This is a genomic window from Sulfitobacter delicatus (assembly GCF_900102535.1).
In the GTDB taxonomy this organism is placed as follows: Bacteria; Pseudomonadota; Alphaproteobacteria; order Rhodobacterales; family Rhodobacteraceae; genus Sulfitobacter; species Sulfitobacter delicatus.
The window spans coordinates 425631-438933 of record NZ_FNBP01000003.1 but is presented as its reverse complement, the minus strand read 5'-3'; the positions used below and the strand labels follow the sequence as shown (position 1 = coordinate 438933).

Annotated in this window: 11 protein-coding genes and 1 pseudogene; 6 read left to right on the top strand and 6 right to left on the bottom strand. The window is 60.3% G+C overall.

Features of this window, described 5'->3' with window-relative positions:
- Positions 1 to 215: pseudogene (locus BLS57_RS08520) on the bottom strand (IS256 family transposase); the annotation flags it as partial.
- Positions 216 to 287: 72 nt separating this feature from the next.
- Complete coding sequence (locus BLS57_RS08515; protein WP_244153631.1) at positions 288 to 755, bottom strand: hypothetical protein; 468 nt, start codon at positions 753 to 755, stop codon at positions 288 to 290.
- A gap of 134 nt (positions 756 to 889) precedes the next feature.
- Here BLS57_RS08515 and alr point away from each other — a divergent pair, with 134 nt between their 5' ends.
- The 5 genes from alr (at position 890) to purF (ending at position 6757) form a co-directional block, all read left to right on the top strand.
- Entirely contained in the window at positions 890 to 1933 is a 1044-nt protein-coding gene (alr, locus tag BLS57_RS08510; protein WP_093741170.1) for an alanine racemase, read from the top strand.
- Positions 1934 to 2198: 265 nt separating this feature from the next.
- Complete coding sequence (locus BLS57_RS08505) at positions 2199 to 3002, top strand: DNA repair protein (protein ID WP_093741168.1); 804 nt, start codon at positions 2199 to 2201, stop codon at positions 3000 to 3002.
- A gap of 108 nt (positions 3003 to 3110) precedes the next feature.
- Positions 3111 to 4478 carry a DNA repair protein RadA gene (radA, locus tag BLS57_RS08500; protein ID WP_093741166.1) on the top strand — a complete coding sequence of 456 codons (1368 nt, stop codon included), beginning with the start codon at positions 3111 to 3113 and terminating at the stop codon, positions 4476 to 4478.
- Between the two features lie 28 nt (positions 4479 to 4506).
- A complete protein-coding gene (locus BLS57_RS08495) occupies positions 4507 to 5061 on the top strand; it encodes a CvpA family protein (protein WP_093741163.1) in 555 nt (184 codons plus the stop codon).
- Positions 5062 to 5272: 211 nt separating this feature from the next.
- Positions 5273 to 6757: an amidophosphoribosyltransferase gene (gene purF, locus BLS57_RS08490; RefSeq protein WP_093741161.1), complete on the top strand. Its 1485-nt coding sequence runs from the start codon at positions 5273 to 5275 to the stop codon at positions 6755 to 6757.
- Between the two features lie 93 nt (positions 6758 to 6850).
- On the opposite strand, the gene BLS57_RS08485 is transcribed toward purF, so the two are convergent.
- Complete coding sequence (locus tag BLS57_RS08485) at positions 6851 to 7084, bottom strand: hypothetical protein (RefSeq protein WP_093741158.1); 234 nt, start codon at positions 7082 to 7084, stop codon at positions 6851 to 6853.
- Positions 7085 to 7255: 171 nt separating this feature from the next.
- Between BLS57_RS08485 and infC the strand changes: the two genes are divergently transcribed.
- On the top strand, positions 7256 to 7831 hold the full coding sequence (gene infC / locus BLS57_RS08480) for a translation initiation factor IF-3 (RefSeq protein WP_341868828.1): 576 nt from the start codon (positions 7256 to 7258) through the stop codon (positions 7829 to 7831).
- Between the two features lie 98 nt (positions 7832 to 7929).
- On the opposite strand, the gene BLS57_RS08475 is transcribed toward infC, so the two are convergent.
- From BLS57_RS08475 to BLS57_RS08465, 3 genes are all read right to left on the bottom strand, one after another.
- Positions 7930 to 9843, bottom strand: coding sequence for an OmpA family protein (locus BLS57_RS08475; protein ID WP_093741152.1), 1914 nt, complete (start codon positions 9841 to 9843; stop codon positions 7930 to 7932).
- 162 nt (positions 9844 to 10005) lie between these two features.
- A complete protein-coding gene (locus BLS57_RS08470) occupies positions 10006 to 10794 on the bottom strand; it encodes an FAD binding domain-containing protein (RefSeq protein ID WP_093741149.1) in 789 nt (262 codons plus the stop codon).
- A gap of 115 nt (positions 10795 to 10909) precedes the next feature.
- The gene (locus tag BLS57_RS08465; RefSeq protein WP_093741146.1) at positions 10910 to 13285 is read right to left on the bottom strand and encodes a xanthine dehydrogenase family protein molybdopterin-binding subunit; all 2376 of its coding nucleotides are present in this window, start codon (positions 13283 to 13285) and stop codon (positions 10910 to 10912) included.
- Between the last annotated feature and the right edge of the window lie 18 nt (positions 13286 to 13303).

Here is a 13303-nt window from a genome sequence, read left to right as displayed (position 1 = left end):
GTCATCACATCGCGTTCCGGTAGGTGACCATGACGGACAAGACGTGCCCGCCCATCCTGAAGCTTTTCATTGGAAAAGGCCGCCATGAGGGTGGCCAGCTCGGCCTGGACCGCCTGTTCGATCAGCTTGCGCGCGCCATCGCGGATGACATCCGTGAACGGATCGGCGCTAAATCCCGATGGATCGGGCAGTTGGGTGATGGTAGACTCTGACATGTGGCATATCCTTTTCTCAGCAGAGAATCGACGGCGTCTGAACACCGCCATGATATGCCGCCCCTCAGGGCATCACCAACTTTCGCGCGTTTCTCGGGTCAGATGCGCTGTCATATGGAACCATTCATACCCCAAGAACGTCAGCACGCCGCCTACAGGGACAATCGCCGTAGCAATCCAGATCGCGGAAGGCAGTCCGAACAGCGTGGCAATGCCCCACACCAACAGGAAATTCCCCGCCAGCATCGGCAGCGCCACCCATAGCGGCACAAAGAACAGCCCGTGATTGGTGGGAAAGTCGTGATGCCCGTAGTGTGCGCGGTAAAGCAGGTTGAACGCCCATTGCCGCCGCGGCGGGTCGAGGTGAAAGATATGCCGGTGCAGGTTGTACTCGTTCAACATCTGCGCGCCGACGCCCAGCGGGACCAAGCCCCAACACCATAGCGGCGCGCCCCAGAGCATCGCAATGATGGCCAGCAGACAGGCCAGCGCCATCAGGCTGACACCCGCATGGCCGAACATGATCCTGATCCGTGACATAGCCCCCGCTCCCCGCCATTCCGACGTTCTTCTGCACAGAAGTGTAGCAAAGTCGCCTTGACCTTGTCCCGGATGACGTAAGGGCGCAGATGGTTGCTTGACCTCCCCCCGCGTTCCGGCTCAAACCATTGCCCATGAGCACTGCGACCCTGACCATCGACCTCACCGCCCTCGCCGACAATTGGCGCGCCCTTGACCGTCTATCTGATAGTGAGACAGGTGCTGTGGTCAAAGCGGATGGCTACGGGCTTGGGGTGGCACAGGTTGGGACGGCCCTGGCCGAAGCCGGTGCCCGTCAGTTCTTTGTCGCTCAGGCCGAAGAAGGCCTGGCCCTGCGCCGCGCCCTTGGGCATGGGCCGGTGATCAATGTCTTTTCCGGCCATATGGCGGGCGATGCCGAGCTGATCCGCAGCGCCGAGCTGACCCCGATGATCAACTCGACCGAACAGCTGCTGCGTCAGGTTGAGACCTTGCCCGGCCATCTGTTTGGCATCCAGCTCGACAGTGGGATGAACCGATTGGGGATGGAGCTTGCTGAATGGGCCGCCCTGCGCGACATCGCTTTGGCGCAACAGCCGAGCCTCGTGATGTCGCACCTCGCCTGCGCGGATGAGCCGGACCACCCGATGAATGCCGCACAGCTGAGCGCGTTTCGGGAGATGACCCAAGGCATCGAAGCCCCACGGTCGCTGGCCGCCACAGGGGGCATTCTGCTGGGGTCTGATTACCATTTCGACGTCACCCGGCCGGGTGTTGGCCTCTACGGCGGTCTGCCCTTCGCTGACGCGCGCCCTGTCGTGACTTTGGACCTGCCGGTGATCCAGACCCGCGAGGTCGCGCCCGGCGAGACTGTGGGATACGGCAACAGCTGGACCGCAGCAGCATCGACCACGGTTGCGACTGTATCGGGCGGCTATGCGGACGGGCTGCTGCGCGCGATGGGCAACGCGACAGACCGCGCAGGGTTATATCACGACGGACAGCGGTTGCCGATCTTGGGCCGTGTGTCGATGGACCTGATTACCGTTGATGTGACACAACTGTCTGAGGTGCCCGATCGTCTCCAACTGTTGGGCACGACACAGACCGTAGATGATTTGGCCGACTGGGCCGGAACAATTGGTTACGAAGTGCTAACCGGACTGGGCACAAGATACGAACGCCATTACCGCCGCTAATGTCCGCCTAGTGAGCCCAATACATTAGCAAAAAACCGCTCGTGCCTCCGGTCAGAATCATGTTTTTCCGGACTAAAGCGCTTTTTTTGGGCGATCACATCCGGGTGAACAGCGCAAAATAATTCTGCGGATGCAGCGACTTGTGCAACAATGCTTAAGCTTAAGGGTGGGAGCCTGCGCATTTTTGGATCAGAACGCGGGAACAAACTGAGTCAGACGGGGTTTAATCGGCAGAAACTCGCTTATCTTCCAGGGGGGAGAATGAATGACCCAGCTTCGTGATTTTGCCTATCTTATTCAGTACCTGTTCCAGCGTATCGCCGTTGCACTATTCCTCGTTGCGGCACTTGCGCTCAGCTTTGCCTCCGTGATGGCGGCTCTCGGCCAGTGGAATTGGATCAGCCTGCCGATTGAATATAACGGCGCACCTATTGAGAACGCTGGCATGTATGCCCAGCTCGCATTGACCGCATTGGCCATCGGCCTGTGTTTTTTCCTACCTGCAAACAAACGCATCATGCAGCTTGAGAACTCGCACCGCAAATTTGCTGTAGGAATGCAGGATGTCGCACGTGCTTATGCCGCGGTCCACGCCGCTGACCGTGCCGACACGTTTCAGCTGAGTTCCGAATTCGACTCGGTGCGCGAGAGGCTCGCCTACCTTCGTGACCACCCTGACCTGAGCACGCTGGAGCCAACGGTGCTCGAAATGGCGGCCCAGATGAGCCATGTGGCACGTGACTTGGCGGAGGTCTATTCCGATGACAAAATCGCCCGCGCCCGCAGCTTTCTGAAACAGCGTCAGGAAGAGGTTGAACTGTTCAACAGCCGTCTTGACCAGGCAAAGGCGATCTCGACCGAGATGAAGCACTGGCTGCATGAGGTGGAGCTTGAAGAAAGCGTTGCTGTGGCACAGCTAGAGCGGCTGCGCGACGAGATGCAGGAGATCATGCCAGAACTCGGCCTCGAACGTGTGGTGCCCACGGAAGAGCCGGCAGAACAGCCTAAAGCCGATTCGACCACACTCGATAACATCGTGATCGATCTGCCCCCCAAAGCCGCTGAGTGATCTGAGCGGCCTGCGTCCGGCCTGTCGGCGTTCCCCCCCTGGAACACCCGCTCCGATGGCCGGACGTTTTCCCTTTGACGCGGCCCTGCGCCTGCGCGACAAGATCAAATGGCAAAATCCTCCAAAAGCTTTTCTTGCACCGAATGCGGTGCAAAACACTCCAAATGGTCCGGGCGCTGTGACGCTTGTGGCGCTTGGAACTCGATTGTCGAAGACAAGGGCATCTCTGCCGGTCCCCCCAGTAAATCGCTCGGCGCGCGGCGTGGTTCTTCGGTCGAACTCACCGACCTCGCAACGCAAGAGACCCCGCCTCCACGGGCGCAATCCGGTATCGTTGAACTTGACCGCGTGTTGGGTGGCGGGCTGGTCCCCTCCTCCGCCATTCTGGTCGGCGGAGATCCGGGGATCGGCAAATCGACCTTGCTGCTGCAAGCCGCCGCGCATTTCGCGAAGTCTGGCTTGAAAACGATCTATGTCAGCGGCGAAGAGGCCAGTGCACAGGTGCGGATGCGCGCACAGAGGCTGGGGCTCGCGGATGCTCCGGTGAAGCTCGCGGCCGAGACCAACCTGCGCGACATCCTGACCACGCTCGAAGCCGAACGCCCGCAGCTTGCGATCATCGACTCCATCCAGACCATGTGGGCTGACAACGTCGAGAGCGCGCCGGGGTCGGTCAGTCAGGTTCGTGCAGCCGCGCATGAGCTGACCAGTTTCGCCAAACGGCGCGGCGTGGCGGTGATCCTTGTGGGTCACGTCACCAAAGAGGGTCAGATCGCCGGTCCGCGCGTGGTCGAACATATGGTCGACACGGTGCTCTATTTCGAAGGCGAGCGCGGTCACCAGTTCCGCATTCTGCGCGCGGTCAAGAACCGCTTTGGTCCGGCAGATGAAATCGGCGTTTTTGAGATGACCGGTGGCGGACTGGCTGAGGTAACAAACCCCTCCGCGCTCTTCCTCTCTGAACGTGGCCAACCTTCGCCGGGGTCGGTGGTCTTTGCCGGGATCGAGGGCACCCGCCCAGTACTGGTGGAACTGCAGGCCCTCGTCGCACCCTCGCCCCATTCGCAAGCGCGGCGCACGGTGGTCGGCTGGGATTCGGGCAGGCTCGCGATGATTCTCGCCGTTCTGGAAGCGCGCTGTGGCATCCCTTTCGCCGGGTTGGATGTGTACCTCAATGTGGCGGGCGGCATGAAGATCTCGGAACCCGCCGCCGATCTTGCGGTCGCAGCCGCCATTCTCTCGGCCCGAGAAGACGCCGCCCTGCCCGCCGAAACGGTTGTTTTCGGCGAAATCAGCCTATCCGGTGCCCTGCGCCCTGCCAGCCAGACGGAAAACAGGTTGAAAGAGGCGCAAAAACTTGGTTTTACGAGCGCTATTGCACCGCGCGGCGGGAAAGCTGTGGGTGCGACCGGAATTACGCTGAATACCATGAGCGATCTGACCGGGTTTGTTGGCGAAATTTTCGGGGCGGGCTGATCCCCCCAATCAAAAGGGCAAGACACGCATGGACGGTTTTACCATTGTTGACGGGATTGTGGCCGTGGTCATCGTGCTTTCGGCGCTGCTGGCCTATGGCCGCGGGCTGGTACGCGAATTGATGGCCATCGTGGGCTGGATCGCCGCCGCGGTTCTGGCCTTTCTCTTTGCGCCGCAGGTTGAGCCTCTGGTGCGCGAGTTGCCCTATGTTGGCGAATTTCTTGCCGATAGCTGCGAATTGTCGGTCATCGGCGCCTTTGCTCTGGTCTTTGCCGCAGCCCTGATCATCGTCTCCCTGTTTACGCCGCTGTTCTCCTCGCTGGTGCATCGCTCAATGTTGGGCGGGATCGACCAAGGTCTGGGCTTTATCTTTGGCGTCATCCGCGGCGTGGTACTCGTGGCGATTGCCTTCTTCGTCTATGACACGGTGATCACTGGCGAACGCGCCGCTGCCGTTGACGACAGCCGCTCTGCCGCTGTGTTCTCGCAGTTCACCGGCCAGATCGAAGAAAAAGACCCGCAAGAGGCGCTTGGCTGGATCACCAACCGCTATGAAGCGCTCGTCGGGAAGTGCAGCGCCTAAACGCAGCGTTAATGACGTCGGAATAACACGGGCGCCCCTTCTGCGGGCGCCTTTTGTTTATTCAGCGTCAGCGCAAACTCTTCAGGCAATGACCTCGCATAATTCGGCCCGCCGCCGTGATCACGTCACATGCGGGGTGACAGTGGCTCGCGAAGCCCCTACATAGGCAGCGATCCCACCCGGAACCGGAGTTGCCCCGTTGTCCAAGCTCATGCCGCCCGCCCATCCTTTTGACACTTCCTACCTTCGCGACAGCGATGACGGGGATAAGCTAAAGGAGGAATGCGGCGTCTTCGGCGTAATCGGCGTTGCTGATGCTGCCACCTTTGTCGCTCTGGGCCTGCACGCGCTCCAGCACCGGGGCCAAGAAGCGGGCGGTATCGTCAGCTATGATCCCGAAGCCGGCTTTCAATCCGCGCGTCGCTTTGGCTATGTGCGGGACAATTTCACATCACAAGACGTGATGCAGACCCTGCCGGGCGAGCTGGCCATTGGCCATGTGCGCTATTCCACCTCTGGCGACAAAGGCCCGACCGCGATCCGCGATGTGCAGCCGTTCTTTGGCGAATTTGCCATGGGCGGTGCTGCGATTGCGCATAACGGGAATATCACCAATGCCAACGCTCTGCGCCGCGAGTTGATTGAGCATGGCTCGATCTTTCAGTCGTCGTCGGACAGTGAGTGCATCATTCACCTGATGGCGCGCTCGTTGCAGCGCAATATCCCCGAGCGGATGGAAGACGCTCTGCGCCGGGTTGAGGGTGCCTTCTCTGTCGTGGCCATGACCCGCACCAAGTTGATCGGTGTCCGTGACCCTCTGGGGGTGCGCCCACTGGTGCTGGGCCGCGTCGGGGATGGTTGGGCCCTAAGCTCGGAAACCTGTGCGCTTGATATTATCGGGGCCGAATTTGTACGCGAGATTGAGCCCGGCGAGATGGTGGTCATTACGGAAAAGGGTGTCGAAAGCCACTTCCCCTTCCGCCGCATGGCCTCTCGCTTTTGCATCTTCGAGCATGTCTATTTTAGCCGCCCCGACAGTATCCTCGGCGGTCGGTCGGTCTATGAAACTCGCGAAAACATTGGCCGTGAACTGGCCAAGGAAAGCCCCGTTGACGCCGATCTGGTTTGCCCCGTGCCCGACAGCGGCACCCCTGCGGCGATCGGGTTCAGTCTGGAATCCGGTATTCCCTATGCGATGGGCATCATCCGCAACCAATATATGGGCCGCACCTTTATTGAGCCCACGGAGCAGATCCGCAATATGGGCGTGCGGCTCAAGCTCAACGTTAACCGGGCCCTGATCAAGGGCAAGCGCGTAATCCTTGTGGACGATTCGGTGGTGCGCGGCACGACTTCGCGCAAGATTAAGGAAATGATCCTCGACGCGGGCGCTGCCGAAGTCCACTTCCGCATCGCCTCTCCCCCGACGGCATGGCCCTGTTTCTATGGGGTCGACACGCCGCAACGCGAAAAGCTCTTGGCCGCCACTATGTCCGAAGAAGAGATGCGCGATCACCTACAAGTCGACAGCCTGAAGTTCATCTCGCTCGACGGTCTCTACCGTGCAGTTGGCGAGGCAGAAGGCCGCAAGGCCGACTGTCCGCAATACTGCGATGCCTGTTTCTCTGGCGAATATCCGGTCACGCCTGCGGATCAGATCAAAGAAGGCTTTCAGATGAAGCCTGCCGCCGAATAGGCGCGAAACGAATCTCATGATCAAGAAAGGCCGCGTCCATATCCGGACCGCGGCCTTTTGCACAGCTGGCGCTGTGGGTCCGGTTTCCCGACCCTATTCGGTCACTTCTTCTGCCGCGTCATTCGCGCTCTGCGTGGCATCGTCGACGACCTCGTTGATCGCCTCGCCCGCCTTTTCGGCAGCCTCGGTCACTTCGTCAACGACAGCAGGGGCATTGATCGCGTCCGACGCCTCTGTGGCCACTTCCTGCGGCCCCTTGCCGGTGAAAAGCATGTAGCCCCCAAGCGCAATAATCGCCGCGACCACCAACCAGACCAAATTCTTCATGTTATTCCCCTTATGACGTAGCCACGCCCGACGAGATTAGCCGCCCGCGTGTTCCCTCGTCAATTACGCCACAATCGTCTGGCGACAAGGGCAAAACCGCGCAAACCCCAGCAAGAGCGTGATTTTGCGGCTTGAAGAACCCCCCGTGCGGGTTTACCTTGCAATCTCGGAATAGGTAACAATCAAAGGACCATCACCATCGCTCGCAGACCTCATAACGCGCCGCCGCAAAGAGACACCGGCCCGCGCGTCAACGACAAGATCCGCTCTAACGAAATCCGCCTGATCGGTGCGGACGGTGAAAACGTCGGCGTTGTGACCCCGTCGCGGGCCATGGAAATGGCCGACGAAGCTGGGCTCGACTTGGTCGAGATCTCGCCCAACGCCAATCCGCCTGTCTGTAAGATCATGGATTTTGGCAAGTTCAAATATGAACAGCAAAAGCGCGAGAGCGAAGCCCGCAAGAAGCAAAAGATTATCGAGATCAAAGAGGTCAAGTTCCGTCCGAACACTGACACGAACGATTACGATGTGAAAATGCGGAACGTCTTCAAGTTCCTCGAAGGCGGCGACAAGGTGAAGATCACGCTGCGTTTCCGTGGCCGCGAGATGGCGCACCAAAACTTGGGTCGTGAACTGCTCGAGCGTGTTGCTGAAGACACCAAAGAGATGGGCCGGGTGGAGAACTTCCCCAAGATGGAAGGCCGCCAGATGGTCATGGTAATCGGGCCTCTGCCCAACAAGTGATTTGAACTGCGGCGCTCTAGAAGCGCCGCTTTTCGTTTCCACAACGTAAAACGCCCCCGGATCACTCCGGGGGCGTTTCGCATTCTATAGCACTGCAATTACCGCAGCAGACCGGTGATGTTACGTACCACAGCACGGCGGTTTGCAGGCTCAGCACTGTTCGTCGGCACTCGCAACTGGCTTTCACCGTAGCCTTGCGTGATCAGGTTCTCTGGCGGCACGTTGAAGTACTCCGTCAGGGCTAGAGCAACCGTCTCAGCACGGCGGTCAGACAACGCCAGGTTATAGGACGCATCGCCTACCGCATCGGTATGACCTTCAACAAGGATCACCGTCCGCGGGTCCTTCTGGATCAGATCGCGCAATGTGGTGCCGATATTGGCCAATGCGCGGGCTTGTTCCGGCTGGATCGCAGCGGAGCCGGTTGGGAAGCGCACAGCATCCAACTCCAACTCTGGCGCAAGCGAACGCACTTCGCGGATTTCACGCACCTGACGGAGCGAGAAGCTACGGCCTTGGTCGTTGCGCAGTTCAGCTTGGAGAGCACGGCGCAGCGCTTCTTCGTCCTGCGCACTTGCACGGCGCGGTTCGGGCGTTTCCTGAACCTGCGGCAACTCGCTCACCACAACTTCACGCTCTTCAACCAGATCGTCTACAAGTACGTATTCACGCCCCTGTGCATCGAAATGGGTCCGGCGCAGAACCGAGCCATCGCGCGAGCGGATCGTCTCGATACGGGTACCGTCGTTCTTGGTCACGATGGTACGGGTGGAGCCATCGTCAAAGGTCTGGGTCTGCACCTGATCACCGGGACGGCGGATTAGAGCGTTGTCGTCCTTCAGAACACGCAGTTCACCATCGGGGTCTTGTACGACCACACGGTCACCGGAACGGCTGACGATTTTCTCACCGTTGTTCAGCACAGAGCCCACAGCCACGGCGCCGAGCCCGAGAAGTAGCGCTTTCTCAAAGTCCGACATGCCGCTGTCGTTGTCTTCAACGGCTGCCGCGGTTTCACCGCTTGCGGTAACCTCGGTCTCAAAGTCTTCGTCCGAGCTGCGCACGTCCTCTTCGGTCACCTCTTCAGTAACCACTTCGGCCTCTGCCTCATTCTCGGCTGCGGCAGCAGCGGCGGCTGCGGCTGCTTCACGCTCGGCGCGGCGCTCTGCCCGACGCTCTTCGCGACGCTCCGCACGGCGTTCCTCTTGTGCCTGACGCTGCTCTTCGGTCATCCCCGCCTCAGCTGCTGCCTCAGCTTCTGGATTGGCCTCACCGTCTTCGGTTGCCGCGGCGGTGCTGTCCGTTTTCACATCGGTATCTGTTGTGGCAGCTGCATCGGCATCAGTCTGAACGCCGCGCTCGGCTTCTATCTCAGCGGTTTCGCTATCAGCTTCAGCAGAGGCCTGGGCATTTGCGGCTTCTTCAGGGGATGCCTCTTCTTCCAGCGGCGGAAGACCGCGCTCTTTGCGGATCTGGGCCGTTTCATCGGACACCTCTGGGGTAACTTCAGCCTCGGCATTGCTTTCCGCCTCTGCGGTCACTTCTGCCTCAGCAGTGGCTTCAGCCTCTGCCTCCACTGCTGCCTCTGCTTGTTCAGCAACCTCTTCGGCTTCCTCAGCGGCCGCCTCGGTCTGTGCTTCAGCCGCTGCGGCTGCGTCTTCAGCTACCTCTGCAGCCTGCTCTGTCGCATCCGTTACGGCTGTCGTCGCAGCATCAGCGGCGTCGCCAGCCTCTTCCAAGAGCGAACCGCTCTCTGCTTCTGTTTCGGCCTCAGCTTCAGCGCTGGCCTCGCCCTCGCCGGCTTCCGCCTCTGCTTTCGCGCTCAGATCTGCCGCAATCCGTAGCTCATCCGCATTTTCGATGGTTTGATCATCAAAAGCACAGGGAAACTCACTGGCTTCGCCGACCGGTCCACATTCAGGCACGTCCTGATCCTGCGCAAAGGCGCCATGGGGGAATGCCAGCGCCAGACTCAAAGTCAGCGAAGTCGTTGATCGGAATAGATTTTTCATGCTTACGTCCTCATTATTACGGGAACGCCGTTCGGGCAGCGCTTGTCTCCTAACGCATAATGGGGACGCAAGTTCCGCTATCCAATATCAACGGCTTAGCCCATAAAAACACCGCGCCCCCAAACGGGGACGCGGCCAATCAAATCCGTTTGTTATCAGCTATCAGCCGATCGCCTGCACCGCACGGCGGGTCATCACCCCGCAAAGATGGGCGCGGTACGCCCCGCTGCCATGTAAATCGCTGATCATATCGCCGCCATCAAGGGTCAAACCATCGAGCGCGCCCGCCGCAAATCGGTCGTTCAACGCAGCTTCTGCCTCGCTCCAGCGGAAAACCCCATCGTTCGAAGCCCCTGTGATCGCCACCCGCACACCACCTTCAAAACGCGCCACGAAAGCAGCGACCAGTGGGAAGCGCGAGGCGGGCTGGATGAACTTCTCGTAATGCGCAGCCTGCGGGATCGGAAAACGAACTCCGGTAACAATCTCACCCTCTTCCAAGGCAGTGGCGAACATCCCGTCGAAATAATCATCCGCCGCAATCTCGCGCCGGTCGGTTTGCACCGTCGCCCCGCTTGCGAGCACCGCCGCTGGGTAGCAAGCCGAGGGATCATTGTTGGCCAGCGATCCACCGATGGTGCCCCGGTTACGCACCGCCGGATCGCCAATCCGCGCCGCCAAGCTGGCCAGCCCCGGGTAGGCATCTGCCGCCTCGCGCATCACCGTAGCATGGGTCGTCCCGCCGCCAATCCACAGCGCGCCATCACGCATCTCGACGCCCTTCATCTCATCGATCCCAGCCAGCGAGACCAATACCGAAGGCATCGCCAAGCGCGCCTTCAGGGTCGGAATCAACGTCTGCCCGCCACTTAGCGCCTGCGCTTCCTCCTGCCCCAAAGCCTTAACCGCATCCGCCACACTGCCCGGGCGTTCTATCTCGAAATCATACATCTCTCATCCTTCCCAAGAGCCGCGATCCGCGCAGGCCCCTTCTCTTTTTGGCTCAAAATACTTTGCGGGGGTCCGGGGGTGCAAAACCCCCGGCCGCATCAACAGGCGCCATCCGTCACCCATTCATCGCCTCCCAAACCCGCGCCGGGCTAACCGGCATATCAATATGGCCCACATCCTTCCCGCCCGAGCGCATCGCATCAAGCACCGCGTTGACCACTGCCGGCGGCGACCCAATCGCGCCGGCCTCGCCACAGCCTTTCACCCCCAAGGGGTTGTGCGTACAGGGCGTCTGGCAGGAATGGTCAACATCATAGAACGGCAGGTCACTCGCCCGCGGCATGGCGTAATCCATATAAGACGCGCTGAGCAGTTGGCCGTCCTCATCATAGGCGCAGTTTTCCAACAGCGCCTGCCCGATCCCTTGGGCCAGACCACCGTGCACCTGTCCCGTCACGATCATCGGGTTCACCACATTGCCGAAGTCATCGGCAGCCGTGAAGCGTTCGATGCTCACATGGCCGGTCTCCGGGTCCAACTCCACCTCGCAGGCATAGGCGCCCGCCGGGTAGGTAAAGTTCGACGGGTCGTAGAATGCCGTTTCTTCCAGCCCCGGCTCAATCTCCTCCAACGGATAGTTATGCGGCACATAGGCGGCGAGGGTCACATCCCCCCAAGCCACGGATTTATCCGTGCCCGCCACGCTAAAGGCCCCGTCCTTCAACTCGATATCCCCTTCCGAGGCTTCAAGCAGATGGCTGGCGATCTTCTTGGCCTTGGCGATGACTTTCTCCGTCGCCCGGACCATCGCACTGCCACCCACGGCGAGCGAGCGCGAGCCATAGGTCCCCATGCCCATCGGCACTTTCGACGTGTCGCCGTGCACGATCTCGACCATGTTCTCGTCGATCCCGATCATGTCGGCCACCACCTGCGCGAAAGAGGTCTCATGCCCCTGCCCGTGGCTGTGGCTGCCGGTCATGACAACCAGCCCGCCAGTGGCGTTGACCCGCACGGTGGCGCTTTCATAGAGCCCCGCCCTTGCGCCGAGTTGGCCGACAAGGTTCGACGGCGCGATGCCGCAAGCCTCAATATAGCAGTTCACCCCAAAGCCGCGCAGCTTGCCCTTGGCCTCGCTCTCCTTGCGCCGCGCCTCAAAGCCCGCGTGGTCAGCGATCTCCTCAAGCTTGTCCATCGTGGCGTTGTAATCGCCGGTGTCATATTCCACCGCCACAGGCGTGGCATAGGGGAACTCAGTGACAAAGTTCTGCCGCCGCAGCTTGATCGGGTCGACCTTCAATTCATGCGCCGCTTTGTCGATCAGCCGCTCCAACTGATAGGTCGCCTCAGGCCGCCCCGCACCGCGATAGGCGTCAACCGGCACCGTGTTCGTAAACACCGCTTTGACGTTCACATAGATCAGCGGCGTCTTGTAGTTCCCGGCCATCAGGGTGCCGTGCAGCCATGTCGGCACCGAGGGCGCGAAGGTCGACAGATACGCCCCCATATTCGCATAGGTATCGGTCCGCAGCGCGGTGAAGTTGTTGTCTGCGTCCAGCGCCAGTTCGATTTTGGTCACGTGGTCTCGGCCATGGGCGTCGGACATGAAGGCTTCAGAGCGGCTCGATGTCCATTTGACCGGGCGTCCGACGGCTTTGGCCGCGAAAGTGCAAAAAGCCTCTTCCTGATAATGGAAGATCTTGGTGCCGAAACCGCCACCCACATCCGGGGCCACCACACGCAGCTTGTGCTCAGGGATGCCAAGCACGAAAGCGCCCATCAACAGGCGGATCACATGGGGGTTCTGGCTGGTGGTGTAGAGCGTATGCTCCCCGTCAGCGCGGTTATAGTCGCCGATCGCCACACGTGGCTCCATCGGGTTCGCGACGAGGCGGTTGTTTACCAGTTCCAAGGTCGTGACATGGGCGGCCTCTTCAAACGCCTTATTCACCGCGGCCTTGTTTTCCTCAACGAAGCCCCAATCGTAGCACAGGTTGCTGGTCAGATCGTCATGCACCTTGGGCGCACCCTCTTTGACCGCGTCCTTCATGTTCACCACAGCGGGCAACTCATCAATATCGACGACAATCGCCTCAGCCGCGTCACGCGCTTGGGCCAAAGTCTCGGCCACCACCGCGGCAATCGGCTCGCCCACATGGCGGACCTTTTCATGGGCCAAGACGGGGTGCTTCGGCTCCTGCATCGGCTGGCCGTGTTTGTCGGTGATTTGCCAGCCACAAGGCATGCCGCCGATCTCTGCAAAGTCCGCACCGGTGAAAATCTTGAGCACGCCGGGCATGTCTTCGGCTGCCGAGGTATCGACCCCGGTGAGCCTGCCATGCGCCACATCCGAGCGCAGGAAAAAGACATGGGTCTGGCGGCGCAGGTTTATGTCATCGGTGTAGCGCCCTGTGCCGGTCAGAAAACGCACGTCCTCGCGCCTTTTGCTGCTTGCCCCAATTCCGCGCTCTGGTTCGATATCCTTTGGCATATTGTCCTCCCGTTTGGT

Excerpts from the sequence above, each read along its gene's own strand:
- BLS57_RS08515 (WP_244153631.1), bottom strand. The coding sequence starts at position 755 with ATGTCACGGATCAGGATCATGTTCGGCCATGCGGGTGTCAGCCTGATG.
- alr (WP_093741170.1), top strand. The coding sequence starts at position 890 with ATGAGCACTGCGACCCTGACCATCGACCTCACCGCCCTCGCCGACAAT.
- BLS57_RS08505 (WP_093741168.1), top strand. The coding sequence starts at position 2,199 with ATGACCCAGCTTCGTGATTTTGCCTATCTTATTCAGTACCTGTTCCAG.
- radA (WP_093741166.1), top strand. The coding sequence starts at position 3,111 with ATGGCAAAATCCTCCAAAAGCTTTTCTTGCACCGAATGCGGTGCAAAA.
- BLS57_RS08495 (WP_093741163.1), top strand. The coding sequence starts at position 4,507 with ATGGACGGTTTTACCATTGTTGACGGGATTGTGGCCGTGGTCATCGTG.
- purF (WP_093741161.1), top strand. The coding sequence starts at position 5,273 with ATGCCGCCCGCCCATCCTTTTGACACTTCCTACCTTCGCGACAGCGAT.
- BLS57_RS08485 (WP_093741158.1), bottom strand. The coding sequence starts at position 7,084 with ATGAAGAATTTGGTCTGGTTGGTGGTCGCGGCGATTATTGCGCTTGGG.
- BLS57_RS08475 (WP_093741152.1), bottom strand. The coding sequence starts at position 9,843 with ATGAAAAATCTATTCCGATCAACGACTTCGCTGACTTTGAGTCTGGCG.
- BLS57_RS08470 (WP_093741149.1), bottom strand. The coding sequence starts at position 10,794 with ATGTATGATTTCGAGATAGAACGCCCGGGCAGTGTGGCGGATGCGGTT.
- BLS57_RS08465 (WP_093741146.1), bottom strand. The coding sequence starts at position 13,285 with ATGCCAAAGGATATCGAACCAGAGCGCGGAATTGGGGCAAGCAGCAAA.